Source organism: Allobosea sp. 05T438, assembly GCF_056396025.1.
Window position 1 is genome coordinate 243,605 of the sequence record NZ_JBFTKQ010000002.1, and the last position, 23,890, is coordinate 267,494.

31 protein-coding genes are annotated in these 23,890 nt (G+C 62.7%); 15 read left to right on the forward strand and 16 right to left on the reverse strand.

Annotation, left to right across the window (positions count from 1 at the left end):
• Positions 1 to 134: 134 nt before the first annotated feature.
• Together AC1DIN_RS05005 and AC1DIN_RS05010 are read left to right on the forward strand one after the other, a co-directional pair.
• Positions 135 to 383: a hypothetical protein gene (locus AC1DIN_RS05005; protein ID WP_476808913.1), complete on the forward strand. Its 249-nt coding sequence runs from the start codon at positions 135 to 137 to the stop codon at positions 381 to 383.
• A gap of 37 nt (positions 384 to 420) precedes the next feature.
• Positions 421 to 627 carry a DUF1289 domain-containing protein gene (locus AC1DIN_RS05010; protein ID WP_476808914.1) on the forward strand — a complete coding sequence of 69 codons (207 nt, stop codon included), beginning with the start codon at positions 421 to 423 and terminating at the stop codon, positions 625 to 627.
• A 77-nt stretch (positions 628 to 704) separates the two neighbouring features.
• Here the strand turns inward: AC1DIN_RS05010 and AC1DIN_RS05015 are convergent, their stop codons facing one another.
• The 7 genes from AC1DIN_RS05015 to AC1DIN_RS05045 all read right to left on the reverse strand — a co-directional run bounded on the left by AC1DIN_RS05015 (position 705) and on the right by AC1DIN_RS05045 (position 5,319).
• The gene (locus AC1DIN_RS05015) at positions 705 to 1,178 is read right to left on the reverse strand and encodes an N-acetyltransferase family protein (RefSeq protein ID WP_476808915.1); all 474 of its coding nucleotides are present in this window, start codon (positions 1,176 to 1,178) and stop codon (positions 705 to 707) included.
• 16 nt (positions 1,179 to 1,194) lie between these two features.
• Complete coding sequence (locus tag AC1DIN_RS05020; RefSeq protein WP_476808916.1) at positions 1,195 to 2,028, reverse strand: sulfite exporter TauE/SafE family protein; 834 nt, start codon at positions 2,026 to 2,028, stop codon at positions 1,195 to 1,197.
• A gap of 363 nt (positions 2,029 to 2,391) precedes the next feature.
• Positions 2,392 to 3,108, reverse strand: coding sequence for a DUF1428 domain-containing protein (locus AC1DIN_RS05025; protein WP_476808917.1), 717 nt, complete (start codon positions 3,106 to 3,108; stop codon positions 2,392 to 2,394).
• A 94-nt stretch (positions 3,109 to 3,202) separates the two neighbouring features.
• A complete protein-coding gene (locus AC1DIN_RS05030) occupies positions 3,203 to 3,955 on the reverse strand; it encodes a DUF899 domain-containing protein (protein ID WP_476808918.1) in 753 nt (250 codons plus the stop codon).
• Between the two features lie 82 nt (positions 3,956 to 4,037).
• Entirely contained in the window at positions 4,038 to 4,472 is a 435-nt protein-coding gene (locus tag AC1DIN_RS05035) for an SRPBCC family protein (RefSeq protein ID WP_476808919.1), read from the reverse strand.
• Between the two features lie 12 nt (positions 4,473 to 4,484).
• Positions 4,485 to 4,829, reverse strand: a complete 345-nt coding sequence (locus tag AC1DIN_RS05040) for an ArsR/SmtB family transcription factor (RefSeq protein ID WP_476808920.1) — start codon at positions 4,827 to 4,829, stop codon at positions 4,485 to 4,487.
• Between the two features lie 280 nt (positions 4,830 to 5,109).
• Complete coding sequence (locus AC1DIN_RS05045; RefSeq protein ID WP_476808921.1) at positions 5,110 to 5,319, reverse strand: hypothetical protein; 210 nt, start codon at positions 5,317 to 5,319, stop codon at positions 5,110 to 5,112.
• A 660-nt stretch (positions 5,320 to 5,979) separates the two neighbouring features.
• Between AC1DIN_RS05045 and AC1DIN_RS05050 the strand changes: the two genes are divergently transcribed.
• Entirely contained in the window at positions 5,980 to 6,249 is a 270-nt protein-coding gene (locus AC1DIN_RS05050) for a DUF1488 family protein (protein WP_441468570.1), read from the forward strand.
• A 355-nt stretch (positions 6,250 to 6,604) separates the two neighbouring features.
• Here AC1DIN_RS05050 and AC1DIN_RS05055 read toward each other — a convergent pair whose 3' ends face one another.
• The 9 genes from AC1DIN_RS05055 to AC1DIN_RS05095 form a co-directional block, all read right to left on the reverse strand.
• Positions 6,605 to 6,895 (reverse strand): acyl carrier protein, encoded by a 291-nt coding sequence (locus AC1DIN_RS05055; protein ID WP_476808922.1) that lies wholly within the window; start codon positions 6,893 to 6,895, stop codon positions 6,605 to 6,607.
• A gap of 793 nt (positions 6,896 to 7,688) precedes the next feature.
• Positions 7,689 to 8,108, reverse strand: a complete 420-nt coding sequence (locus AC1DIN_RS05060; protein WP_441468572.1) for a hypothetical protein — start codon at positions 8,106 to 8,108, stop codon at positions 7,689 to 7,691.
• Positions 8,109 to 8,116: 8 nt separating this feature from the next.
• Positions 8,117 to 8,320, reverse strand: coding sequence for a DUF4167 domain-containing protein (locus tag AC1DIN_RS05065; protein ID WP_476808923.1), 204 nt, complete (start codon positions 8,318 to 8,320; stop codon positions 8,117 to 8,119).
• 377 nt (positions 8,321 to 8,697) lie between these two features.
• The gene (locus tag AC1DIN_RS05070) at positions 8,698 to 8,955 is read right to left on the reverse strand and encodes a hypothetical protein (RefSeq protein ID WP_476808924.1); all 258 of its coding nucleotides are present in this window, start codon (positions 8,953 to 8,955) and stop codon (positions 8,698 to 8,700) included.
• A gap of 20 nt (positions 8,956 to 8,975) precedes the next feature.
• Positions 8,976 to 9,233 (reverse strand): transcriptional regulator, encoded by a 258-nt coding sequence (locus tag AC1DIN_RS05075; RefSeq protein ID WP_441468574.1) that lies wholly within the window; start codon positions 9,231 to 9,233, stop codon positions 8,976 to 8,978.
• A 36-nt stretch (positions 9,234 to 9,269) separates the two neighbouring features.
• Positions 9,270 to 9,641, reverse strand: coding sequence for a DUF6481 family protein (locus tag AC1DIN_RS05080; RefSeq protein ID WP_476808925.1), 372 nt, complete (start codon positions 9,639 to 9,641; stop codon positions 9,270 to 9,272).
• A 14-nt stretch (positions 9,642 to 9,655) separates the two neighbouring features.
• Entirely contained in the window at positions 9,656 to 9,919 is a 264-nt protein-coding gene (gene rpsU, locus AC1DIN_RS05085; protein ID WP_476809371.1) for a 30S ribosomal protein S21, read from the reverse strand.
• Positions 9,920 to 10,055: 136 nt separating this feature from the next.
• Positions 10,056 to 10,265: a cold-shock protein gene (locus tag AC1DIN_RS05090; RefSeq protein WP_441468576.1), complete on the reverse strand. Its 210-nt coding sequence runs from the start codon at positions 10,263 to 10,265 to the stop codon at positions 10,056 to 10,058.
• 725 nt (positions 10,266 to 10,990) lie between these two features.
• Positions 10,991 to 11,506: an N-acetyltransferase family protein gene (locus AC1DIN_RS05095; protein WP_476808926.1), complete on the reverse strand. Its 516-nt coding sequence runs from the start codon at positions 11,504 to 11,506 to the stop codon at positions 10,991 to 10,993.
• 333 nt (positions 11,507 to 11,839) lie between these two features.
• On the opposite strand from AC1DIN_RS05095, the gene AC1DIN_RS05100 reads away from it, so the two are divergent.
• The 12 genes from AC1DIN_RS05100 (at position 11,840) to AC1DIN_RS05155 (ending at position 23,867) form a co-directional block, all read left to right on the forward strand.
• Positions 11,840 to 14,230 carry a phosphoketolase family protein gene (locus tag AC1DIN_RS05100; protein WP_476808927.1) on the forward strand — a complete coding sequence of 797 codons (2,391 nt, stop codon included), beginning with the start codon at positions 11,840 to 11,842 and terminating at the stop codon, positions 14,228 to 14,230.
• Positions 14,231 to 14,563: 333 nt separating this feature from the next.
• Positions 14,564 to 15,274 (forward strand): helix-turn-helix domain-containing protein, encoded by a 711-nt coding sequence (locus AC1DIN_RS05105; protein ID WP_476808928.1) that lies wholly within the window; start codon positions 14,564 to 14,566, stop codon positions 15,272 to 15,274.
• 51 nt (positions 15,275 to 15,325) lie between these two features.
• Entirely contained in the window at positions 15,326 to 17,242 is a 1,917-nt protein-coding gene (locus AC1DIN_RS05110; RefSeq protein ID WP_476808929.1) for a hybrid sensor histidine kinase/response regulator, read from the forward strand.
• 281 nt (positions 17,243 to 17,523) lie between these two features.
• Entirely contained in the window at positions 17,524 to 17,970 is a 447-nt protein-coding gene (locus AC1DIN_RS05115) for a host attachment protein (protein WP_476808930.1), read from the forward strand.
• Between the two features lie 157 nt (positions 17,971 to 18,127).
• Positions 18,128 to 18,289, forward strand: a complete 162-nt coding sequence (locus tag AC1DIN_RS05120; RefSeq protein WP_476808931.1) for a PLP-dependent transferase — start codon at positions 18,128 to 18,130, stop codon at positions 18,287 to 18,289.
• Positions 18,286 to 18,498, forward strand: coding sequence for a hypothetical protein (locus tag AC1DIN_RS05125; RefSeq protein WP_476808932.1), 213 nt, complete (start codon positions 18,286 to 18,288; stop codon positions 18,496 to 18,498). The genes AC1DIN_RS05120 and AC1DIN_RS05125 overlap by 4 nt, the downstream gene beginning before the upstream one ends.
• 62 nt (positions 18,499 to 18,560) lie before the next feature.
• A complete protein-coding gene (locus AC1DIN_RS05130) occupies positions 18,561 to 18,791 on the forward strand; it encodes a hypothetical protein (RefSeq protein ID WP_476808933.1) in 231 nt (76 codons plus the stop codon).
• A gap of 179 nt (positions 18,792 to 18,970) precedes the next feature.
• A complete protein-coding gene (locus tag AC1DIN_RS05135; protein WP_476808934.1) occupies positions 18,971 to 19,984 on the forward strand; it encodes a PLP-dependent cysteine synthase family protein in 1,014 nt (337 codons plus the stop codon).
• Positions 19,985 to 20,454: 470 nt separating this feature from the next.
• On the forward strand, positions 20,455 to 20,991 hold the full coding sequence (locus AC1DIN_RS05140) for an OsmC family protein (protein ID WP_476808935.1): 537 nt from the start codon (positions 20,455 to 20,457) through the stop codon (positions 20,989 to 20,991).
• Between the two features lie 50 nt (positions 20,992 to 21,041).
• Positions 21,042 to 22,061 carry an ABC transporter substrate-binding protein gene (locus AC1DIN_RS05145; RefSeq protein WP_476808936.1) on the forward strand — a complete coding sequence of 340 codons (1,020 nt, stop codon included), beginning with the start codon at positions 21,042 to 21,044 and terminating at the stop codon, positions 22,059 to 22,061.
• On the forward strand, positions 22,048 to 23,067 hold the full coding sequence (locus AC1DIN_RS05150) for an ABC transporter permease (protein WP_476808937.1): 1,020 nt from the start codon (positions 22,048 to 22,050) through the stop codon (positions 23,065 to 23,067). The genes AC1DIN_RS05145 and AC1DIN_RS05150 overlap by 14 nt, the downstream gene beginning before the upstream one ends.
• The gene (locus AC1DIN_RS05155) at positions 23,061 to 23,867 is read left to right on the forward strand and encodes an ABC transporter ATP-binding protein (protein WP_476808938.1); all 807 of its coding nucleotides are present in this window, start codon (positions 23,061 to 23,063) and stop codon (positions 23,865 to 23,867) included. The genes AC1DIN_RS05150 and AC1DIN_RS05155 overlap by 7 nt, the downstream gene beginning before the upstream one ends.
• Positions 23,868 to 23,890: the final 23 nt, after the last annotated feature.

Sequence of the window (23,890 nt, forward strand, 5' to 3'; positions counted from 1 at the left end):
CGGCCGCGCGCCGTTCCGAACCGGCATCGCGTTTCGAGATGGAAGGTCACCGTTGCCTGTTGCGACTTGACGGGAACGCTTCTTTGGCGCTGGCTCAGATCGCTTCCAACCTGCTTACGTTAGGTAACGCTGCCATGCGCAAAGCTATTTTCAGTCTCCCGGCCGGACTGGTTGCAGTCGCGTTCGCCTATGCCGTGTCCAGCCTCGTTCTTCCCTCCACCGCCTCCGCTGTGGTCTGTGCCAAGGGTGTCTATCGGGCGGGATGCGTCGGGCCGAACGGCGCCGTCGTCGCCAGGCGCGGCTATGTTGCTCCGCGCTCGCACGGCGCGGTGTKCCGACGCTATGGTGTCGTCGGCGGCGTGCGCCGCTGCGTCGCCTGGTAAGCAGCGCATCAGGTAACGCCTATACTGGACGGTTGAGTTGATAAGCGCCATCTCGACGCCCTGTATCAAGGTCTGCATCATCGACCCTCAGAACAGGCTCTGCGAGGGCTGCGGGCGGACGCTCGCCGAAATCGCGCAGTGGGGCCGCCTGAGCGAGGCCGAGCGGCTGGCGATCATGGCCGTGTTATCGGAGCGGTTGGCCCAAGGAGCTTCCCAGCAACCGCCACGTCATGCTCGGGCTTGACCCAAGCATCTCGGAAACCAGCGCCATCTTGTCATGAGATTCTCGGGCCGAAGCTGCGCTGCGCCCGAGAATGACGGCTAGGCCTTCGCCAAGTCAGCCAACGCATCTCCTGTCAGGCGATAGAACACCTTCTTCGGATATGCGACGGCGCCGAGCCCCTCGTAGAAGCGCAGCAGCGCCGCATCGTCAGCATCCGCCGTCCAATCGATGCGGAGGTGGCCGCGTTCCAGCGCGAGCTCCGACAGCGCGGTCATCAGTGAGCGGCCGAGCCCCATGCCACGCGCCGCATCGGCAACGTAGATCTCCTTCAGGAAGAAGCCGGATTTCAGCCCCGGCCCCGGATAGAGATTGCAGGCCGAAGCAAAGCCCAGCACCGCCCCTCCCCTCACCGCGACCAGGATGTCCACGCCAGCCGGCAAGGCGGCGAGGCCTGCCAGAATTTCTGCGATCGGCGGACACGGCACCCGGTAGTGGCCCTGCATCTCGACCATCAGCGCCGCCAGCGCCGGATGATCGGCGGGCTGGAGCAGCCGGATCGCAGTCTCGCTCATCAGGCGCCCCGCCCGCTCAGTGCAGCAGCGACCAGATGAAGCGGCCGGCGACGACGAGCAGGAACAGGCCGAAGGCCACTTCCAACCGCCGCTTCGAGAGCCGGTGAGCCAGGCTTGCGCCTATCGGCGCCGTCCAGATCGAAGTCGGGATGAACAGGATCATGCCGATCAGCGAGACATAGCCGAGCGAGAGCGGCGGCAGGATGTCCATCTTCGGCCAGCCGGCATAGATGAAGCCCAGCGCACCCGGGATCGAGATGAGCACCCCGAGGCCCGACGAGGTCGCGACCGCCTGATGGATCGGACGGCCGTAGAAGGTCATGAACAGGCTGGAAAGCTGGCCGCCGCCGATGCCCATCAGCGCCGAGAGCACGCCGATGATGCCGCCATAGGCGATCATCAGCGGCTTTCCGGGCATGTCCTCGCCGAACTTCCAGCGGTCGGMGGCGAAGAGCAAGCGGATGGCCGAGATCGTTGCGACGATGACGAAGACGATCTTGAACAGATCAGCGGGTGCATAGCGGGCGATATAGCTGCCGACGATGACGCCGATCACCACCGGAGCGGCCCAGATCTTCAGGATGGAGAGATCGACAAGGCCCCTCGCGCGATGCGCGTTGAAGGAGCGGATCGAAGTCGGGATGATGACGGCGAGCGAGGTGCCGACGGCCAGCGGCATCCGAACCTCATCGGCCACGCCGATGACACGGAAGACCTCGTACAGCACCGGCACGATGACCGCGCCGCCACCGACGCCGAAGACGCCGGCCAGCAAGCCCGTGGCCGCGCCGGCGAGCACGAGGGAAACGGCGAGGAAGGCGAGATCGCCAAGAGGAATGCCAGCAAGCATCGATATTCGATCCGGTGAAGCAGCCCGATCTCTCGGCCATTTGCGCGACCGGGACAAGATGCCGCCCCGCATGACCGCTGCGAGAAATCATGACGCCGGGCAAATCGCCGCCTTGACGGCGTGATGGTGTTCAACGCCACTGGAAAGGTGATCGGGCCCGCCTGTTCAGTGCCGCAAGCCAATCGATCTAAGCGCTCCATCTCGCGAAGCAGGCGCCGGGCCGGGCTGATGGCCCGGCCCGGATCCGACACCGTCATTCCGGACCAGCCGCTTTGGCGGCGCCAATCCGGTGTCCATCGAAGAGCGGAGCATGCCACGATGGAGTCCGGGTCAAGCCCGGAATGACGGCCGCGTCACGGCGCCTCACATATCCAGCAGCGGCGCGAAGCCGGCATGAACCGAGCGCTTGCCGTCGAAGGGCAAGGACATGGCCTTCATACGCGGGTCCTGCATCAAACCGGCCCAGGCGGCGTCGCGCACCGCCTTCGACGGCCACTCGATCCAGGAGAAGACCACCGTCTCGCCGGGCTCGGCTTTCACCGCCCCCTTGAAGTCGGTGAGCTTGCCATCCGGCACGTCATCGCCCCAGGCATCGACGACGCGCAACGCGCCATGCTCCTCGAAGAGCGCCGCGCCCTTGGCTGCGAAAGCCTGGAAATCCGCCTTGCGCCCATCCGGCACCGCAGAAAGCATGCCGTCGATATAGCCCGCCCGGCCGCCCTCGCCTTCGTCGAGGACCGAAGCGAAGCCGCCATAGATCATGCGCTTGCCGTCGAAGGGCATCTGCAGCCCCATCATCTCCTTCATGCGCGGATCGCTCATGATCCTCTCATTGGCAGCATCACGCGTCGCCCGGTCGGGATATTCGAACCAGGAGAAGACGACGACCTCGTCAGGCGTCGCTTTCACCGCACCCTTGAAGTCCGTAACCTTGCCATCGGGGACATCGTCGCCCCAGGCCTCGACGTGGCGCTTGACGCCGAATTCCTTGAACAGCGGCGCCGCATCGGCCGCATGCTTGCGGTAACTGTCCTTGTTCGCGGCCGGAACCGCGACGACGAAACCATCGACATAAGCCATTGCGTTCTCCTCACTTGCGGCCGCCCAAGCGGCCATGCCCAAAAAATGTTGATATCAACAATACCCCCCGCACCGCGATGCGAGGAATCCACTCTCAGCCGCAGCAGGATCCCGCCGCCAATTCGGGCTGGAAACTCGCCGCTCCCTTTGGCTTGCTCTGGTAGCGGTCGTGATGGCGGACCCAGTCCATGATCCCGACCTCGTTGCGCCCCTTGGGAGTCATATCGAGGAAGTTATGGGCGCCGATCAGGAGGTCGCCGCCGCGGGCATAGGTCGAGTAGGTGTGGAAGATCTCGCCCGCGTCGTTGCGATAGAAGACGCTGAAGCCCGGCATCTCGCCGCCCTGCCCGTCATGCATCTCGTAATTGTACTCGTAGCGGCCGGCCGCCCTCTCCTCCGGGCTCGGCGCGACGTGGAAGTCGTAGTTGAAGTCGCTGTTGGCCGAGGACACCCAGGGAAAATCCCAGCCCATGCGATGCCGAAAGGCCTGGAACTCGGCATAGGGCGCCCGCGAGACCACGACCAGGCTGACATCATGGTGCTTCAGATGCCGGTTGGCGCCGTCGAAATGGTCGGCGAGGAAGGAGCAGCTCGGGCAGCCTTCCCTGGCGCCCGGGCCGAACATGAAGTGATAGATGATCAACTGGCTGCTGCCGGCGAAGAGATCGGCCAATGTCAGCCCGCCATCCCAACCCTCGAAGGCATAGTCCTTGTCGATCCTGACCCAGGGCAGCGCGCGCCGCTCGGCCGAGAGCGCATCGCGCTGGCGGGTGAACTCCTTTTCACGGGCGAGATGGGCCTTGCGGGCCGCAAGCCATTCTTCACGGGATACGATCCTGTGTTCCATCGTCTCCTCTCCTGTGTTTCCGCCGGCCCACGCCGGCGGCTCGTTCAAGCGCTGCCGGACAGAGCAGCGCCGCTCTCCGCCTTCAGGCGAAGTAGGCCTCGAGCTTTTCCATGGTTCCGGTCCAGCCATGGGTGTGGCCGCGCACGGCCGCATCGTCGAACAGCTTCTCGTGCAGAAGCGTCAGGATCGTGCCCCCACCATCCGGCTTCAATGTGACGGTGACGCGCGAGACGCGCTCCGGCGTCGTCACCCAGGACCAGCTGAAGACCAGACGCTCGTTCTCGACGACCTCCAGGTAACGCCCGGACACCTCGTGGCGCTGGCCCGTGTCCTCGATCATCACAACGCGATACGCGCCGTCGACACGCGGATCGATCTCGGCCTCCTGCGCCACGACGTTCTCGGGCCCGAACCAGCGCACCAGCAGTTCAGGATCGGTCCAGGCCTTGTAGACCTCGGCCGGCGGCGCATTGAGACGACGCTTCATCGTGAGGCTCGGTGTCACCTGTTGATCCATGCGCCTGTCCCTTCAGCCTTCGCCCTTGCGCCGCGCTTCGAGCAGCGCCTCCAGCGCATCGAGCCTTTGGGTCCAGAAGCGCTGATAATGCGCCAGCCAACCCATCGCTTCCTCCATCGGCTCGGCGTTGAGGCGGCAGGACACGGTGCGCCCCGTCTTCGTCCGCTCGACCAACCCGGCGTCCGACAGGACATCGAGATGCTTCATGATGGCTGGCAATGAGACCGGAAACGGCTTCGCCAGCTCGCTGACCGAAAGCCCGTCTTCCCGCTCCAGCCGCGCCAGCAAGGCCCTCCGCGTCGGATCCGCCAGCGCGGAGAACGTCCTGTCGAGCTGCGCTTCTTGAAACTTAACCATTGAGTTAAGTGTAGAAGCGAATTTTGCACGCCGTCAAGCCCCACCCGCTTTGATGGGCAGGCAGGTGTAGGGAAAACCTATATGAAAAACCGAGCCGTAGCGGGCGCAAGCGCTGTTGTTTTCACCACGGTACCTATAGCAACCCACGGGCCGCTGCAGCGGACGCGAGGGTCGATGGACTGCAAGGGCGCGCATTGATTGGAAGTGTCGCGGCGAACGATTGTTTCGAGCCTGCGGCCCGCCCTGAGATTGCTCTACCGACAAACTCAAAGATTCAATGTCAGCTACTGCGCGGATCGAGCGTTACCTTTGAATTCATGCATTCCTGAGCACTATCGCTCAACGCAACATGACTTCCAGTGCGGCTGGCGAGCCCTCTTGCATATTCGATCACCGCATGAATGTCGCTCGACCTGCCGTAGTGCTCACCCGTGACGTCTCGGACAGCCCAGTCCGTACCGAGGCGGCACACGGTCAAGATCTGGGTCATCACAGTTCCTCGATCCAAACAACCCTAACAACCGAAGAGCCCTTTCGTTCCGGGGCGCGCTCAAATGACGGGGGCATTCGACCGACGGCTTCAAATGAATAATTTGAAAACGAGGATTAATTTTTATCGCGCCTTGTAAGATGACGTCAGCAGAGCAATATTCAAAACTGCGAGATTTTCTTCTGATTGTTCTTTTCCTAAATTTCGAAATTTCCCGCTTTTTGACCAAAACAACGGATCGCCGTCATGTCGAATCTACCGGCGCACCGGGATATTTACCGATTTAGGCGGTCGATCCCATCTGTGTGTGCCGGGCACGTTGGCCTTGTCGCCGAATTCACGCTTACCTTCACACTCGTATTGAAATGAGCTTCTCATGAAACTTCGCGCAGAGAAGGCTCGGCAAGCAGCCGCTGCCTATGCTCCGGCCCCGGAAGCTTCGGCGCTCGTTTATGGAATTGTCGGGATGACGCTTTTCGGCGTCGGGATATGGGGTGCAGCCGCGTTTTATGACGTGCGCCTGCTCCCGCAATGGGCACTGCTCGTCGCTGGCTCGGCTGTCGCTTTCTGTCTGGGAGTTTGGCTACGGAGGAGGCGGAGGCTGCGCTACGTCCACGCCTATCAGGCTGAGCTCACTGGGCTTGGCGGGCAGTCCCCGTCATGAGTATCAACTTTCCCAATTCCATCCGACGATACGAACCTGGCCGCGGTTGCGTGAGCTTCTGGGGCTCCGCGTCATCGTTGGAAGTCATGTTTCAGATCGAGCTGGGGGTATTGCGGACCTTAAGCCCCAGCATCGTTGATGAAAGCGAAGCTTCGTTCCTCGCTGCGTTCGACCTCAACCGATCGGCCATATTGCAGGCGGCGCGTTCTGCCTATTTGAAGAAGCGGGACAGCTATCACCGACTTTCGCCTTCCAACTTCCGTTAGCTCTCGGCACGATGGCGGGGCATGTTACGAAGGCCCCCTCTCTCGTTTGGGCTGGGCGCTTCCGTTGAAGCGTACCCTGCATCAACAGACTCACATTCGCCTATCGTTCACTATTTTGAGCCAAGCTCTCAAGGCGCCTTCGATGCGGCGTGGCGCCGAGCTGCCGCCATTTCCCCTCCCATGGCGTGGGTGGCTCGGCGTCTTTTCCTGATCGATTGAAGGATCGAGAACTACCCGCAAGGGCGGTGGCGATTTCGTGCTCGGCTGCCGCACGACCGCACAATCAGAGCGGCCAAACGATTGCCAACACAGAAATCCAGTTGGCCGGGACGGCCCCGCTGCCGAAGTCCGGGCCCTATTCCTCGGATTCGCCCACTTCCGCGTTGGTGGCGATGCGATGGGCAATTAGCACGACAAGTTGGCGAACCGTCGTGCAGGCTCGCATCTCGTCGTCCGGGATCATGTCGCAATCAAACTCGCGCTCGATCGCGTTCCCGATCAGCGTCAAGTCATCGAGCGAGAGCCCCAGATCGCCCTCCACCGTCGCGGCGGGATCGAGCTTTCCGTGATGGATGAGCCCTTCACGTGCGATGATTTCCAGAAGCCGCTGAGCAAGAGCCGCTTCACTGGCTGCGTAATTGGACATTGGCGCCCCCTTCAAGCTCCATTGGATATGCGAGAGTTGGCTGCCCCCCGCGCTTATACGCTCTGCGGATGCGGGTGAGGCGGCATCTGCAGCTCGATCGATCGAATTGCAGCAATCCACTTTAATCGATCAGGCGGCGCTGCTTTGAGGGCTGAGCACAGTGAGTTCATTTCACCATTATGCCCGTGAACGTGACTTGCGCTCTCCAGTGAGAGTGCGCGGATGCCGCTGAGTTGTCTCCATACAGCTTCTGGAAAGGACCGTCGCGGCGCTCATGACGCCGCCAAGCGGAGATACCCATGATGCTCAACGGAGCCGGCTTTGTCACCTTGCGCAGTGGTCGGAGACTGTCTGCCAAATACTAGTTCGGCACTCATCAGGAACATCATTGGGTCGGGTATTTGATCTGTGACACGGGGTCCGCCGACCCAAGCGAGTTCACTTACAGAATCCTCCTTCACTGTGAGGGCGGAACAGCGGTCGAGCTTGCCGTTGCCGATTGGACAGAACGGCACATGGCGGTCGTCGGACGCCCGTTGCCGGAGTTCGACCGGGTGGCGTGAACGCCTCCCGGTTACCGAAGAACCGCGCCCCAGAGGTCTTTTGCCGCCGGGCAGCCCCGCATAAACAGCGAGGAGCACGCGCTCCGTTGGCGCAATGGCAATGGTGAAGCCGTCGCGCGGATGATGGCTGCCCCCTTCGCTCGGTCGCGCTTTGGCGAAGCCTAGCCTTTTCGCTCTTACCGGAACGTCGGCCCAGGACCGGCGCGAACGCTGGTTCCGAGATCGAGCTTTCAGTTCGCGGTACGAACGCGGTGTTCTTGGAGCTTGGCCTGCATCTGCGTGACGAGCCGCAGCAATTCGCTGTGTGACATCGTCATCGTTACATTGTGGTCGCCGACCGTCAGTCTCAGATGAAACTTGGCTTGCGTTACCCCATCAAAACGCGGCTCGTCAGCATCAATCGATGTCGCCATCACCTCATGCTCTCCCTCAAGGCTTGCGGGTATATCGATCAGAACTTCGTCACCGGCGGGGGCGGGCATGTAGGCGATGAGACCGGCTGCCAGCTTTTCAGCCTGAAGCCGATCCAGCAGGAAGACCTGGCTATGCCCGGGTGCGGAGAACTTGAAGGCAACATGCTGCCGACCCGCGGGTGTGATCCACTCGACGTTTTCGATAAGGGCAGCATCGACCGTTGTCAGGTCCAGCATGGTGCCTCCTATGCGGCTCTGCCGTTCAACAAGCGGCGAAAGTGATCGGCCTGCTGATAGAAGCGCTCGGCATCGACCTTGTCGCCTGTCGCTTCGCACCCTTGGGCACGGGTGACGGCACTGTCGTAACGCGCCCGAAGGTCCGAACCCGTCCATCTATCCGTCAGGCTGCGCCTATCGGCATCCCGCGACGTGCGATGATTGAGGTTCATGGTTCCCTCCTCAGCCCATGATCCGCGCGACGATCTTGCGCAGCTCCTCGCGGGAAAGGCCACAAGGTTCGGGTTTCCAGTCCAGCGAGGATTTCGGGGGCAACGGCAGCGAGGCAGATGCGCCAAGGCACTGCGTCGTCGGATGTTCGTATTCTGTTGTGCTTTTCATATCGGTCCAAGGGCGCGCGGCTTGACCGCGCTGCCTGTAAGGCTGCCGGGCGGAATGCCGGCGGCAGCGTGCCGCGAAGCGGCGTTCAATTGTCGAAAGAGTTGGAAAGTCGGGCAACGCGCCTGTAGCGGCGAGGCCTGCCGATTAGCTCGGTCGATCGAGCACCAATAGCGCGCCATTGTGGCCGTTTGAAGTTGCCGGTACCCCGTCAGGGGAAATAATCGGCTGGCACCATGGCAGCGCCATGCAGACAAGACCCGTGCAGGGTCTTCTCAATGGCCTTCATCGCGCCGTCTATCGCCTTGAAGGGGCCGCGCCGCACTTCAACCATCCGTGGAAGCTCGTCGGCTGTCAGGACGATCCAGAACTGGTCGTGAGGGCCGCGTATGATCGAGCAGACCGAACGCTCCAGCAGATCGGTGACACCCCATCGGTTGGATAGACTTGGCCGAACCGTCGTATCCATAGCCACCTCCTGTTTCGCGATCAGGGAGAGGTCCGTTTCGTCCGAGCGCTGCCCTTTGCCTTCGGTTGCGTTGCAGCTTCGCGAGTTGCCTCGGCTTCGGCGGCCTCTTTGGCGAGTCGCAGCGCCCGCAACCTTGCCGTGCGCTCGCGGACGGCAGCCTGCTCGATACGCAGCGCTTCCAACACGGTTTCCGCTTCGGCGCGACGTTGCGCGGCCAGCGTGGCCCTGCTCTGTGCCCGCAACTGAGACTGTTCGGGCGAAATCCTGTTACCGGGCATCGGCGAACTCCTTCCCGAACGGACGATGCCGAAGCATCAGCGTCGTTTTCCTGCCGCGCGCTCCCGCATGTATTGAACAGCTTCGAGCAGAACCTTGCGGGGACGCTCCGCTTCGGCTCTCGCCAGTTCAGCCTGGCGGGCCGCTTGGCGAGCAAGCTCCTCCTGGCGCTTCTCTTCGGCGAAGCGCTCGCGTTCAACCGCAGCCAGGCGCTCCATTTCGGCAAGTCTCGCGGTCTTCTCCGCCTCTCGCTCGGCTCGGGCTTTCGCCACGGCTTCGCGCTCGGTCCGGCGCTGGATCATGACCGGATCATCGGCCCCGGGACGCGCCCTGAAGTGCTCCAGCAGCGCCTTTTTGGCGTTGGCCGAACTGGCCTGGCGGTCGGCGAAATTCTGCGGATTGAAGCTCAAGCCTGAAACCTCGCTTATCGTGCCTGCGCGGGCTGGGCCGGACGAGCTGGCCGCTCTGCGCGCTTCGGCGCCGGCAGCAATCCTTCGCGTTGCGCCTGCTTGCGTGCCGCCTTGCGAGCGCGGCGGATGGCTTCAGCCTTTTCGCGGGTGCGCCGCTCGGACGGCTTTTCGTAGGAGCGACGCGCCTTCATCTCGCGGAACACGCCCTCGCGCTGCATCTTCTTCTTGAGAACGCGGAGCGCCTGATCGACGTTGTTATCGCGGACGAGAACCTGCATTCGAACTTCCCTTCTGGTGAAAAAAAGGGCCGGGCTGATCCCGACCCTCCGTGGCCATTCGTCGCTCAATCGAGACGGCGCCGGTACATCCGCGGTCGCCGCATATCTCCATTGCCACGCCGAACGGCGTCTCAACTCACTCGGCCTGCAGATTATCCGCAGAGACCTTTCCGGAGCGCTTGTCCTGCACCAGCTCGTAAGAGACCTTCTGGCCTTCCCGGAGCGTGCGCAGGCCTGCTCGCTCTACGGCGCTGATATGGACGAAGGCATCCTGCCCACCGTCCTCCGGCTGAATGAAGCCGAAACCCTTATCGGTGTTGAACCATTTGACAGTGCCGCTGGCCATGCTGACCTCCTGTAAAAGCGACCGCTCACACGCCACGGACGCAGCGCATGTCTCGATTTGAGCAGGAAATTCGTCAGCAGAGCGCCATAAGGCGCGGGGCCAATTCGTTCGGCCTAGATCGATTTTTCTAACATGGTACTTGCAGAGCGCATTGTCAAATGACGTAAAATTCTTCTCAGTATTTTTCGAAAATTATTGAGCGACTGAACCGGCAGGTGCCGCCGCTTGTGTAGCCAGCCTCGCGCCGGTCTCGTTCAGCGTGCTAGCCACCTTGAGATTACGCTGGGCTGGTTTCAGGCAGAGGCGAGGTGCGGCCTCAATTCCGCGCTAGCGCCCGCGCCGTCGAGAGCCACGATCAGCCATCGCTACCACTCCAAGCTGAGCTTGTTGGCTCGTCGCCCCTTTGGAATGGACCTTCGGTCCCTCATTGGAGTATCCCGCGCTTCTCCCGATGGACCGACGAAATTGGTCGACGGACGAATGCTGCATGGCGAGGCCATCTAAAGCAGGCGGACTACCGCCGATGGCGCGGCGCTGCACGCCCCGGCGGCATCTTCCGGCACGGGTGCGAGGTCGCCTGCAATGCCATCCCCGTCCTGGAGACAGCTAACGGACACCCATAACTCTTGCGCGAAATCTTGAAATCGATCGCTAAGACGGCATTACAAAAACTACATCAGAGTGATATACTTTAATAAATATCAATAATTTATCGCTCGGCAATCCTATTTGAATCTCCTTCTTAGTATTACCAAACGAAAATCGTCCGGGCATTCATCGACCTCGAAACCCTGCTCACGTTCGATTTCGATCGCTTCATGATTTTGGCGGTCTTCGAGTGACTCGAGCACTTTCACTCCCTTCGCTTCGGCAAATTTGGAAACGTGTCTGAGCAATTCCCATCCCACCCCCTTATGCTTGTGTTCGCTTCGGACTGAGATCGCCACTTCGCCTCTGTCCAAAGCAGCGTCACAAGCCAACATGCCGGTGGCGATGATCGCTTTTCCGTCTTCGGAAAAGGCTATGAAGGTCTCGGCCTGTCGATGATCGACCTGCAGCATGGCCGCCAGACGATCATGGCCAACCTCCCTGACCGTAGAGAGAAAGCGGAAGCGCAAATCTTCGGGCGTCACATGCGTGAAGAACTCCGCTAGCCCCGCTTCATCTTCGGGACGAGCAGGCCGGACATGAAACCTGAAGCCCGTTCTCGTGGTCAAACTCCGGTTGAGATCGTCGGTCATCATCCGATTCTCCTCCAATCGCCGCGCAATCGCGCGAGCTCCGATTCTCCTCCGAATTCCCTCCCCTGCTTCGTCCTCAGTGCACCATGCTTCGGCCGTAAGAACGTTGGACGGAGTGCCCGGGATTTCGGCGGACCGACAACCCGCTTCATGACCGCTTCCTGCGCGGGCCACGAACAGATCGACGCCATGATCGTTTTCAATCATCCTTGCTGTGGTCGGCTATTCAATACCCGCAGAATCTCTGAAGTTCTTTGCCGTAAATCAAAGTGCGCAGGACAGCGCGATAAAATCGGCCTCCCTTCCTGACGACCCGCTTCCGGGAGCGCAGCAATGATCTCGAGGGCTATCGATACGGTGGCGCAGACAGCTCTTCGCCCGGATGAGTTGGTCTTGATGCAGTCCTGGTGGCGGGCCGCGAACTACCTCTCCGTGGCGCAGATTTATTTGCTGGACAATCCGCTGCTGCGCGAGCCGCTGCGGATCGAGCACGTCAAGCCACGGCTGCTCGGCCATTGGGGGACGACGCCAGGGCTGAACTTCATCTATCTCCATCTCAACCGCATCATCAGGGCGCGGGACCTCGATATCCTCTACATCGCCGGGCCTGGCCACGGTGCGCCGGGCGTGGTGGCGAGCACCTATCTCGAAGGAACCTATAGCGAGCTCTATCCGGACATATCGCAAGACGAGGAGGGCTTGCGGCGCTTCGTGCGGCAGTTCTCTTTCCCCGGCGGCATTCCGAGCCATGCCGCACCCGAAACGCCGGGCTCCATCCATGAGGGCGGCGAACTCGGTTACAGCCTCGCGCATGCCTTCGGAGCGGTGCTCGACAATCCCGACTTGATCGCCGCCTGCGTCATCGGCGACGGCGAGGCCGAGACGGGGCCGCTCGCGGCGTCCTGGCACTCAAACAAGTTCCTCAACCCGGCGGCGGACGGCGCTGTTTTGCCGATCCTGCATTTGAACGGCTACAAGATCGCCAATCCAACCGTGCTGGCGCGCATCTCCTCGGACGAACTCGACGCGCTGCTGCGCGGCTACGGCTACGATCCGCTCTTCGTCGAGGGCGAGGAGCCGGAGGCAATGCACGCGGCGATGGCGGCAGCCCTCGACACGGCATTTGCCGGAATCGCGGCGATCCAAAAGGACGCGCGCGAAGGGTCTGGAAGCGGCTATCCGCGCTGGCCGATGATCGTACTGCGCAGCCCCAAGGGCTGGACCGGGCCGAAGACCGTCGACGGGCTGAAGACCGAGGGATTCTGGCGCTCTCACCAGGTGCCGTTCAGCGACATGTCAAAGCCCGGGCGGCTGCAACTGCTCGACGACTGGCTGCGCAGTTACCGCCCCGAAGAGCTGTTCGACGAAGCCGGGCGGCTGCATGCCGCGATCGCTGCGCTGGCGCCCTCTGGCGAGAAGCGAATGAGCGCCAACCCGCATGCAAATGGCGGCGCGCTGCGCCGCCCCCTCAGAATACCCGACTACACCCGCCATGCCGTGCCATTGGAAAATCCCGGAGACGGTAAGGCGGAGGCGACCCGCGTCATGGGTAGCTTCCTGCGCGACGTCATGAAGGCCAACGAAACCAGCCGGAACTTCCGGGTCTTCGGTCCGGACGAAACGGCGTCGAACCGCCTGCAGGCTCTCTTCGAGGTAACGGACAGAGCCTGGCAGGCGGCGACGATTCCCGAGGACGAGCATCTCGCACCGGGCGGGCGCGTGACGGAGGTCCTGAGCGAGCATCTCTGTCAGGGCTGGCTCGAAGGCTACCTCCTGACCGGCCGCCACGGCCTCTTCTCCTGCTACGAGGCCTTCATCCACATCGTCGATTCGATGTTCAACCAGCATGCGAAATGGCTGAAGACGGCCAAGGAAGTGCCTTGGCGGCGGCCGATCGCCTCTCTGAACTACCTTCTCACCTCTCATGTCTGGCAACAGGACCATAACGGCTTCAGCCATCAGGACCCCGGCTTCATCGATCACGTGGTGAACAAGAAAGCCGATATCGTGCGGGTTTATCTGCCGCCGGATGCCAATACGCTGCTCCACGTCACCGACCATTGCCTGCGGAGTTGGAACCGGATCAACGTCATCGTCGCCGGCAAGGCGCCCTCGCCGCAATGGCTCGACATGGATGCGGCGATCAAGCACTGCACCCAGGGCATCGGTATCTGGGACTGGGCCAGCAACGACCGTAGCGGAGAGCCCGACGTGGTGATGGCCTGCGCAGGCGACGTGCCGACTCTGGAGACGCTGGCGGCGGTGACGCTGCTGCGCGACCATCTCCCCGATCTGAAAGTTCGGGTCGTCAACGTCGTCGACTTGATGACGCTGCAGCCGAAGACCCAGCATCCCCACGGGCTGACCGATCCCGATTTCGATGCACTGTTCACCACCGACAAGCCGGTGATCTTCGCCTATCACGGCTACCCCTGGCTCATCCACCGGCTCGCCTACAAACGGACGAACCACGCCAACATGCATGTGCGCGGCTATGAGGAGGAAGGCTCGACGACGACGACCTTCGATATGGTCGTGCGCAACCGGCTCGACCGCTTCCACCTTGTCGGCGATGTCATCGACCGGGTACCGGGGCTGGGATCGCGCGCCGCCTACGCCAAGCAGGCAATCCGCTACAAGCTGATCGAACATGGGCGCTACATCCGCGAGCACGGCATTGATATGCCAGAGGTGCGCGACTGGCGCTGGACCGCGACGGCGTGACTGATGACCTCCGCGCCTTCGGCAATGGATCATTGAAGCTGACTGGGATGGCGCCGGCGCAGCGCGGTGCATAACGTTGCCGGGGCCTCTCGCGGATGAAACGGCCTCGCGATTGGCATCATCCGCGCCGATTTCCAATCCGACGATCCCGCCCGCAGCGTCGCACCCTACCAGCGGGCATTGCGGGATATCGGTTCGGCCATGGTGCGTGGGGCCACAAGCCGGATGTTACAATCGGTGACAATTTTCCACACATGCGAACAAGCAGACCGTAGCAGCGCCATGCGACGCCGCTTTCCTCCCTTCCGTGAGTTTGGTGCGGAGGACAGAGCTATGCTTGCTGCGAATGCGGTCTCTCAAATTCCTGCCCGGCTCCCGGTGGTCGCGAACGATCAATCGGCACCGGGTCTGCTGGGACTCTTCAGCCCGCGGCCGCTGGAAACATTCGGGCGTGGCGAGACGATCTTTCGGGAAGGCGATCCGGCTACGCATGTCTTCAAGATCGTGGCCGGGATCGTCCGCATCGCAAAGATCCTCAGCGACGGCAGCCGCGTCATCACCGGCTTCTTCTACCCCGGCGACATCTTCGGCATTTCCCCCGATGAGCACTATCTCGGCGATGCCGAGGCCGTCAGCACAGTGAAACTGCGCCGGCTGAACCGGAATCGCTTTCGGCAGGCGGTCGATAACTCCGAACAACTGCGCCCCCAATTCGTCAATTGGCTCTGCCGGGAGATGGCCAACGCACAGGCGAGAACGGTGTTGCTCGCCCGCAAGAATGCCGAAGAGCGCGTTTGCGATCTCCTGCTCGCGCTTGCACGCCGAGGTGGCGACGAAAGCGAGCCCGCCAAGGTGATCGACATCCCGATGAGCCGCGTGGACATGGCAGATTACCTCGGCCTGACGATTGAAACGGTATCGAGGACGATGACGAACTTGATCAATCGAGGCGTCATTCGGTCATTCGCACGCTACCGTTTCGTCATTTGCAAGCCGGCGCTCCTGAGAAGCCTTGTCGATGGCAGCGACGAATACGATATCTGAACGGCACTTCTCCCGGCCGGCAGGCCATGCGACCGCATTGACGGGTGGCGGGTGACGGTAGCGCGCGGGCCAATTGCTATCAGCCAGCAAAGCCTGGACGAGATCGTTCAGGTTCTCGATGATGCGAACAGCGTCGTCTATGACTTCGACGGCAAGATTATCCGTTGGAGTGGAGGCTGCGAAGACCTCTACGGCTGGAGCGCGCAGGAAGCGCTAGATCAGGACGTCGGCCGCCTCCTGAAGACAGAATTTCCGCAACCCTTCGACGAAATCCTCACGGGCCTGCGGCGGGATGGAACCTGGAAAGGCGAGCTGACGCAAAGTCACAGGGATGGACGCCCTATATTTGTGGTCAGCCGCTGGGTGGTTGTCACCAGGCAGGCTCCCGACGATCAGGTCGTCCTGGCGACGAATATCGACATCAGCAATCTGAAATATGCACAGGCCGACCTCGCCGCTCGCCAATCGCACCTGCTCTCGATCCTTGAGACCGTGCCGGAAGCGATGGTGGTGATCGACGAAGCCGGCATCATGATCTCGTTCAGCAAGGCCGCTGAGAGGCTATTTGGCTATTCCGCCGACGAAGTCTGCGGTCGGAACGTCAAGATTCTCATGCCCAATCCATATTGTGACCGGCATGACGGATGCATCGGCCGCTATCTGACGACAGGCGAGCGGCGCATCATCGGGGTCGGACGCGTCGTAGCCGGAAAGCGCAAGGACGGCACGACCTTTCCGATGGAGCTAGCGGTTGGGGAGGCCGCGGCCAACGGCAAGCGCATCTTCACCGGATTTATCCGCGATCTGACCAGTCGGCACCGGATGGAAGAGGAACTGCGCCAATCTCAGAAGATGGAGGCGATTGGGCAGCTCACCGGTGGAATCGCGCATGATTTCAATAATCTGCTGACGGTCATCAGCGGGAACCTCGAGATGATCGAAAGACGCCTCGAAGACAGGCGGCTCCGGGATTTGTTGCGGGAGGCGCAGGACGCGGCCGATGACGGCGCCAAGCTTACCGGGCAGCTTCTCGCCTTCGGCAGGCGGCAAGCGCTCAACGCGAAGCTGACAGATATCGGACAACTCGTCTCGAACTTCGCCGAGTTGCTCCGCAGAACGCTTGGCGAAACGATCGATTTGCAGACCGTCGTCACAGGTCAACCGCTCTTGGCACTTGTCGATACGACGCAACTGCAGAACGCCCTGCTGAACCTCGTCCTGAATGCGCGTGATGCCATGCCGCGCGGCGGCCGGCTCAAGGTCGAGATTTCGCGCATCCGTCTCGATGCCGACTATGCCCGGATGTATCCGCAGACGCGGCTTGGAAACTACGTGCTCGTCAGCGTCTCCGATACCGGCGCCGGGATGAGCCAAGAGGTCAAAGAACGGGCATTCGAGCCGTTCTTCACGACGAAAGGTGTCGGCGCCGGCACCGGGCTCGGTCTGAGCATGGTCTATGGCTTCGCCATGCAATCCGGTGGCCATGTCCGGCTCGACAGCGAGCCCGGCGGGGGAACGACCATACGGCTGTTTCTTCCGACCGCCAGTCCGGATGTCACTGCCGGCCGTAGCGGTGCCGATCCGCCCGCCCCCGCGGCCAAGCCACGCGCGGCGGAATGCATTCTTGTGGTTGAGGACGATGCGCGCGTACGGCGGGTCGTGGTTGCCCGCCTCGAAGAGGAAGGATATCGCGTCATCCAGGCTGTCGATGGCAACAGCGCGCTTTCCCTGATCGCTTCTCACCCCGAAGTCCGGCTGCTCTTCACCGATATCATCATGCCCGGCGGAATGTCCGGCGATGAACTCGCCAGAGAAGCGCGCCTCCTGCGCCCTGAGCTGAAGATCCTCTTCACCTCCGGATATGCCGAGCCCAGACTCGCCGGACGGGAATTGGCCGAAGGGAGCTGGCTGAAGAAGCCATATACATCAAAGGAACTGGCAGCGCGCTTGCGCATGCTGCTCGATTGAGAGCCTCCTGGCCAAGAACATCAAGACGAATACAGTAGGGACCAGCAGCAAGGTCGCGAAGATTGCATGGACCACCGCCGTCATCCTCGACAAGGTGACAAGGATCCAGTTCGCGGATCGGGAGCCGGCATCCTGCTGGCACACGATCCCCCGGGCCGCAGTTTGAGACCGGTCAATTTCGCTGCAGACACTGCTTGTTGCGCTGGATCAATGTGAGACGGGGCATCAGGGGGAAAGCTTGGATCGAGCGACGTCAGCGTACCCAACCGGGAGGACGAGCCATGAACCTACGCATTCCCCATAACGGCTGGGTGGTCGTGTGTGACGCTCGCAAGGCGATGTTTCTCCGAAACGAAGGAGATGCAAACTTGCCCAAGCTGAAGGTCGAGCAGGTCAAGCAAGCTGCCGTCAATCCACCTAGCTCCGAACAAGGCACGGATCGACCCGGTCGTATGCAAAATGCCATTGCGCCCACCAGCGCAACCGAGGGAACCGATTGGCATGAACTGGCTGAGAAGCAGTTCGCGCGCGACACGGTCGCGGCCCTCAAGCTCGTGAATCGAGCCGGCCGCCCGGGTGACATCGTGCTCGTGGCGCCGCCGCGTATACTCGCGGTAATCAGGCAAAATCTCGACGATGACTTGCGCTCCCGCATCCTCGCAGAAGTCGACAAGGATCTGACGAAGCATCCGACCCACGAAATTGAAAGGTTGCTGACGGGCGCATAGAATCGACGGCCACGCTCAGAAGGGTATCGACGCCGGGCCCGCCAGGGCGAATTTAGTCTGCCGCGTTTCATCGCGTGGGCAGCCGAGTCAGCGAATACGACCGCGATGCTGGGATCTTGCGGCGCGGTCAACTCGGCACCGCCCGCAAGCGACCCCGATGGCCGAGCAGGGTGCGGAGATCTTCAGGGGCGAGCGGCCCGGCTATGTCTATGGCCGCTCCAAGAACCCGACCCAGACCATCCTCGAGGAACGGATGGCGAGCCTGGAAGGCGCCGAGGCCGGCATGACCATGCCATCGTCAGCCGGCAGGACCGGTTGAAGCAAGGCATCGGCAACGGGCTCCTGCGTCTTTCGATCGGGCTGGAGAGCGTGGACGACATCCTCGATGACCTCACCGAAGCGCTCGACGCGCTCTGGGCCGGCGCGATTCCGGCGGCCCGAACAAGGCCCGCCGCTTCGAAGCGAGCGAATTTCATCCATCGCGCCCGCCGTTGTCGAAAATACAAAACACTAATCCCCTCTCAATAGAGGCAAATATACTTATTTTGTGATCTGTATTGATTGCGCGACATGCACGGATACGAATGTCATTGGCGAACCTTCTTGCTGAACAACATTCGCTGGAATCGTATCATGCCTGTTCTGATCGTGCGATCGTGTCCCCCGACCCGAAGACGGAGGTTCTGCTCGAAGGTCTCATCGCCGAGTATGATGGCCGATACGATATCAACAGCAGGCCGGGCGGGGCGCGTTCGGAAATCCTGCGCTATCCGCCAGAGGCTTTCGCCCCGCCGCTCGGGGGATTTCCTGCTGCTGGGTGAAGGCCGGGCAGGAAGCCAAGATTGCGGCACGCTGGCTGCACACCGCGCCGCGGCAGCCCGAGGCGCAGATGGCACGCTCCCGCTCTGCCGCTCGGGACCGACCCCACGAAGTCTGCCTGCGGACCGTCTCCTGAAGGCTGAGCACGTCGCGACGGCCTCAACCCTCCCGAAAGCACATCATGGCACCCAGGAACGATCATTTCGCAGCTCTGGTCGGCAACACCCCGTTGCTCGCGCTAGGGCGCTTTGCCGAAGCGCTGAAGCTCGGCTCGCGCATCCTTGCCAAGATCAAGTATCTGAACCCCGCCGGTAGCATCAAGGACCGGACGGCCTGGGGCATCATCCGGGAGGCTGAAGAGAGCGGCGATCTGAAGCCGGGCCAGCGCATCGTCGATCTCACCAGCGGAAACACCGGCATCGGCCTTGCTGCCCTGGCAGCGGCGCGTGGCTATCGCTCGAAATTCTACCTTCGGAACACGATCAGCGAAGACAAGATCAAGCTCCTTCAGCACTACGGCGCCGAAGTCGTCCTGATCGACAACAGCGAATTCCTCGAGGCGGGCGCGATCCACACGATCATCGACCGGGTGCGGCGCGAGAACCCCGGCGCCTACTACACCAACCAGCGGGCAAACCCGGCCAATCCGCGCGTCCACTTCGAAACGACCGGCCCCGAGATCTGGCGCGAGACGAAGGGCGAGGTCGACATCTTCGTGGCAGCGGTCGGAACCGGCGGCACGATCTCCGGAACGGGTCGCTTCCTGAAGGCGCAGAAGCCCGGCGTGAAGGTCGTCGTGGTCGAGCCCGGCCCGGCCTCGGTTCCCTCCCCAGAAGTGCCCTATCCCGACAGCATCGAGGGCGTCCACAAGGTGACCGACGTCGACGCCGGCTACCTGCCGGAGAACTTCGACGCTGCCGTGGTCGACGAGGTGATCGTGACCGAGACGGCCCAGGCCCGCGAACTCGCCCGGAGATTGGCGCAGGAGGAAGGCATCCTCGCCGGAACGTCGTCGGGCGCCGTGCTGTTCGCAGCCTCGGCGCTCGCCCGGCGCCCCGAGAACCTCGGCAAGACGATCGTCGCCATCATTGCCGATAGTGGCGAACGCTATCTCAGCCCGCCCAAACTCGGCCCCAGCGCCGCGCAGAAGCAAGCAGGCTCCTCATCGTCTCTGGATGTCGCCGCGACCGCCTGAGACATGGGCAAGGTGGCTTGAAGAATTCGATCACCTCGCCTTCGGCCCGAAGCCGGAATGATTCATCGCCTGTCTCCGCTCAAAACGCATAGTTTGTTTCATTGCTATAAATAATAACCCAAGCGATAATCTTGGTCGTGAAAGATATTTCTGATGTCTTCGCCGCGGGATTTGCTGGAGCAGCTTGCGCCGCGCCAACAACGCTAAAAGCACCACGATGTCTCGTGGGCTCCTTCTATTTTGGAGACGCGAATGTCCATGACGTTCAGTACAGCAGAATCCGCGGCAGATCAGCGCTTCCACCGGCGGCTTTGACCTTCGGAACCCGAAGTCGGACCACCTTTCCGCGCTCGCCTTAATCCCATTCACAGTCCGGGCAACGCGATCTCGCGCCAGCCGCAATGGCGGCTGCGCGACCGGATACGCGCGCCTGTCCAGATCCCTTCATCAAGCCAGACCGGGACGCCGCCATGTCCAATCTCACGGAATATCTCGCCCAGAAGCGCGACGCCCTGTTGCGCCGCAAGGCCCATGCCCGCTCGGGTGACGCCCGCCCGCTGAAGTTGCAGGCGCAGGCCCATGCCGAAGGGCGCAGCGGCGTCCGGCGCATCCACATCCGCGACTTCCAGGTGATCAGTGACAGCCCGCCGGATTTCGCCGGCTACGATCTCGGGCCGAGCTCGCCGGAACTGCTGCTCGGTGCGCTGTCGAGCTGCCTGACGCATACCTATCTCATACAGGCCGCCGACCAGCAGATTGATCTGCAGGATGTCTCGGTCGAGGTTCACGGCCAGCTCGATCCGCGCGCCGGAACGCCCGGCCACGAGAACACACCAATCTACCCGCACGAGCTGTCCTACACGGTCAGGCTTACCACCGACGATACCGAACTCGACGCCCTCAACGCCGCCGTCGAGCGCTTCTGCCCGATCCTCAACCTGCTCCGGCAGGGCGTCCCGGTGCGCGGCACCGTCGAGCGCGTTCCCGCCAGCCGCGCCGCGGCCTGACCCTGTCTCGAGCCAGCATGAAGCCGCGACTGGAGCGGCAAGGAGCAACCATGACCCAGACCACCCTCCCCTCGCGCCGCACGCTGCTGCGCGGAGCTGCCGCGCTCGCCGCCGCGCCGCTCGCCGGATTGGCCGGACATCACGCCTTCGCCCAGGCCGCGCCGCTCAAGAGCCGTCAAACGATCAAGCTGGCCTGGGGTCAGACCGCGGTCTGCCAGTCGCCGATCTCGATCGCGTTGAAGCAGGGCCTGTTCGAGAAATACAACCTCGCGGTGGAGCCGGTGAATTTCAGTGGCCCGACCGACGCCCTGCTGCAGGCGATCGCAACCGGCCATGCCGATGGCGGCATCGGCATGGCGCTGCGCTGGCTGAAGCCGCTGGAGCAGGGCTTCGACGTCGGCCTCACCGTCGGCACCCATGGCGGCTGTATGCGGTTGCTGGTTCCCGAGGCGGCCAATATCCGCAGCCTGAAGGATTTGAAGGGCAAGTCGGTCGCCGTCACCGATCCGGCGAGCCCGGTACGAAACTTCTTCGCCATCCGCCTCGCCGAGATCGGGCTCGATCCCGAGAAGGACGTCAGCTGGGTGCAGTATCCGCAGGATCTGTTCGGCGAAGCGTTGAAGAAGGGCGAGGTTCAAGCGCTCGCGGGCGATGATCCGCATCTCTACCTCATCCGCGAGCGTGACAAGCTCGTCGAGCTCGCCACCAATCTCGAGGGCCAGTACGCGAAATCGACCTGCTGCGTGCTGGGCCTGCGCGGCGCCCTGATCCGAGACCAGCCCGAGGTCGCCGGCGCGATCTCCCGCGCCATCGTCGAGGCGCAGGCCTGGACGGCGGCCAACCCCGACAAGACGGCCGAGATCTTCGCGCCTTTCGTCCCAGCCAAGGTCACACCCGAGACGGTGGCCGCGATCCTGCGAAGCCACACCCACGACCACCACTCCACCGGAGCGGCGCTGCGCGACGACGTCGCGCTGTTCACCGAACAGCTCAAGCTCGTCAACGTGATCCGCAAGAACACCGACGCCAAGGCCTTCGCGCAGAAGATCGTGCCCAATGTCCCCGTTTGAACAGACTGGTTCGGCAGCGAACTTCGAGCGGCCGCGCCTGCAGATCGACGGCTCGGTCCTGGCACGCGGCGCGCTGGCCACGGGAGCCTGGACTGCCGTGGCGGCCTCCGTCACGCTGCTCGCGAACAAGAAGGTCGGCTTCGCCGATCCGCTCTATGTCGGCGAGACCAATACCGGCTTCATCGGCTGGGCTGTCGCGCTGGCGCTGGCAACGGTAGTCGGGGCATTCTGGGCCCCACTGGGCCAGCGTCTCGGCCGGACAGCGCCCTGGCTCGTCGTGCTCGCGCTCTTCGTCGGCGTCTGGGACCTGCTGACGGCGAAGCTCGGCCTGCTGCCCGTGCCCTTCTTCGCTCCGCCCTCCTCGCTCGTCGAAGTCTATGCCGAGGATTGGCCACGACTGGGCGAGAGCGTGCTGCATTCGCTGCGCCTGCTGGCGCTGGGCTTCCTTTTCGGCACGGCCGCCGGCTTCGTCACCGGCGTCGCGATCGGCTGGTCGCGCGGGCTCGGCTACTGGGTTCATCCTGTGCTGCGCTTCCTCGGGCCGATCCCTTCGACCGCGTTGTTGCCGATGGCGTTCTTCTTCTTTCCGTCGAGCTTTTCGGCGGCGATCTTCCTGATCGCGCTCGCCACCTGGTTCCCGGTCACGGTGCTGACCTGGTCCGGCGTGGCCAGCGTCGACAAGGCTTATTACGACGTCGCCCGCACGCTCGGCGCCGGCCGCGCCTTCCTCATCTTCAATGTCGCGATCCCCGCTGCGCTGCCGCATGTCTTCGTCGGCCTGTTCATGGGGCTGGGCGCCTCGTTCTCGGTGCTCGTCGCGGCCGAGATGATGGGGGTCAAATCCGGCCTCGGCTACTACCTGCAATGGGCGCAGGGCTGGGCCGCCTATTCCAACATGTACGGCGCGCTGATCGTCATGGCGCTGATCTTCTCGAGCCTGATCACATTGCTCTTCGCGGTGCGCGACCGGCTGCTCGGCTGGCAGAAGGATGTGGTGAAATGGTAGCCGCTCAGCTTGCTGTCTCGTTGTCATCCGGCGCTCCCGCGTCCAGCGGTGCCGAACTCTCGATCGCCGGCGTCTCGCACGCTTTCGATCTCGAAGGCCGCCCGCTGCCGGTGCTCAACGATATCGATCTTGAGATCCAGGCTGGGGAATTCGTCGCCCTGCTCGGGCCGAGCGGCTGCGGCAAGTCGACCTTGCTCAGGCTCGTCGCCGGGCTCGAACAGCCCTCGCAAGGCCGGATCGCAGCGGCAGGCGAGGAGATCAACGCGCCCGATCCCTCCCGCGTCGTCGTCTTCCAGGACCCGACGCTCTATCCCTGGCGCACGGTCTGGAAGAACGTCGCGCTCGGGCTCGAGGCGCGCGGCCTGCTCGCCAGCCAGAAGGGCCGGGTCGACGATGCGCTGAAGACGGTCGGCCTCGCGGGTTTCGAGCGCGCCTTCCCGCGCCAGCTCTCCGGCGGCATGGCCCAGCGTGCGGCGCTGGCCCGCGCCCTCGTCAACGATCCCAGCGTGCTCATCCTCGACGAACCGCTCGGCAAGCTCGACTCGCTGACGCGGATCGCCATGCAGACCGAAATCGCCGAGCTCTGGCGCCAGCGCGGCTTCACCACGCTGCTCGTCACCCATGATGTCGAGGAGGCGCTGTTCCTGGCCCAGCGCGTGATCGTGCTGAGCGAGCGCCCTGCCCGGATCAAGGCCGAGATCGTCAACGACCTTCCCTATCCGCGCCATCGCGGCGACCCGCGCCTGGCGGAGCTGCGCGGACAGGCCCTCGCACATCTCGGCCTCGGCGCGAGCTGGTGAGCCCGCACCGCCCCTTATCAATC

Excerpts from the sequence above, each read along its gene's own strand:
- AC1DIN_RS05105 (WP_476808928.1), top strand. The coding sequence starts at position 14,564 with ATGCTTGCTGCGAATGCGGTCTCTCAAATTCCTGCCCGGCTCCCGGTG.
- AC1DIN_RS05095 (WP_476808926.1), bottom strand. The coding sequence starts at position 11,506 with ATGACCGACGATCTCAACCGGAGTTTGACCACGAGAACGGGCTTCAGG.
- AC1DIN_RS05040 (WP_476808920.1), bottom strand. The coding sequence starts at position 4,829 with ATGGTTAAGTTTCAAGAAGCGCAGCTCGACAGGACGTTCTCCGCGCTG.
- AC1DIN_RS05150 (WP_476808937.1), top strand. The coding sequence starts at position 22,048 with ATGTCCCCGTTTGAACAGACTGGTTCGGCAGCGAACTTCGAGCGGCCG.
- AC1DIN_RS05155 (WP_476808938.1), top strand. The coding sequence starts at position 23,061 with ATGGTAGCCGCTCAGCTTGCTGTCTCGTTGTCATCCGGCGCTCCCGCG.
- AC1DIN_RS05075 (WP_441468574.1), bottom strand. The coding sequence starts at position 9,233 with ATGCCCGGTAACAGGATTTCGCCCGAACAGTCTCAGTTGCGGGCACAG.
- AC1DIN_RS05035 (WP_476808919.1), bottom strand. The coding sequence starts at position 4,472 with ATGGATCAACAGGTGACACCGAGCCTCACGATGAAGCGTCGTCTCAAT.
- AC1DIN_RS05030 (WP_476808918.1), bottom strand. The coding sequence starts at position 3,955 with ATGGAACACAGGATCGTATCCCGTGAAGAATGGCTTGCGGCCCGCAAG.
- AC1DIN_RS05015 (WP_476808915.1), bottom strand. The coding sequence starts at position 1,178 with ATGAGCGAGACTGCGATCCGGCTGCTCCAGCCCGCCGATCATCCGGCG.
- AC1DIN_RS05045 (WP_476808921.1), bottom strand. The coding sequence starts at position 5,319 with ATGACCCAGATCTTGACCGTGTGCCGCCTCGGTACGGACTGGGCTGTC.
- AC1DIN_RS05135 (WP_476808934.1), top strand. The coding sequence starts at position 18,971 with ATGGCACCCAGGAACGATCATTTCGCAGCTCTGGTCGGCAACACCCCG.
- AC1DIN_RS05145 (WP_476808936.1), top strand. The coding sequence starts at position 21,042 with ATGACCCAGACCACCCTCCCCTCGCGCCGCACGCTGCTGCGCGGAGCT.
- AC1DIN_RS05140 (WP_476808935.1), top strand. The coding sequence starts at position 20,455 with ATGTCCAATCTCACGGAATATCTCGCCCAGAAGCGCGACGCCCTGTTG.
- AC1DIN_RS05090 (WP_441468576.1), bottom strand. The coding sequence starts at position 10,265 with ATGGCCAGCGGCACTGTCAAATGGTTCAACACCGATAAGGGTTTCGGC.
- AC1DIN_RS05065 (WP_476808923.1), bottom strand. The coding sequence starts at position 8,320 with ATGAACCTCAATCATCGCACGTCGCGGGATGCCGATAGGCGCAGCCTG.
- AC1DIN_RS05070 (WP_476808924.1), bottom strand. The coding sequence starts at position 8,955 with ATGGATACGACGGTTCGGCCAAGTCTATCCAACCGATGGGGTGTCACC.
- AC1DIN_RS05025 (WP_476808917.1), bottom strand. The coding sequence starts at position 3,108 with ATGGCTTATGTCGATGGTTTCGTCGTCGCGGTTCCGGCCGCGAACAAG.
- AC1DIN_RS05115 (WP_476808930.1), top strand. The coding sequence starts at position 17,524 with ATGAACCTACGCATTCCCCATAACGGCTGGGTGGTCGTGTGTGACGCT.
- AC1DIN_RS05050 (WP_441468570.1), top strand. The coding sequence starts at position 5,980 with ATGAGTATCAACTTTCCCAATTCCATCCGACGATACGAACCTGGCCGC.
- AC1DIN_RS05055 (WP_476808922.1), bottom strand. The coding sequence starts at position 6,895 with ATGTCCAATTACGCAGCCAGTGAAGCGGCTCTTGCTCAGCGGCTTCTG.
- rpsU (WP_476809371.1), bottom strand. The coding sequence starts at position 9,919 with ATGCAGGTTCTCGTCCGCGATAACAACGTCGATCAGGCGCTCCGCGTT.
- AC1DIN_RS05060 (WP_441468572.1), bottom strand. The coding sequence starts at position 8,108 with ATGCTGGACCTGACAACGGTCGATGCTGCCCTTATCGAAAACGTCGAG.
- AC1DIN_RS05100 (WP_476808927.1), top strand. The coding sequence starts at position 11,840 with ATGATCTCGAGGGCTATCGATACGGTGGCGCAGACAGCTCTTCGCCCG.
- AC1DIN_RS05120 (WP_476808931.1), top strand. The coding sequence starts at position 18,128 with ATGGCCGAGCAGGGTGCGGAGATCTTCAGGGGCGAGCGGCCCGGCTAT.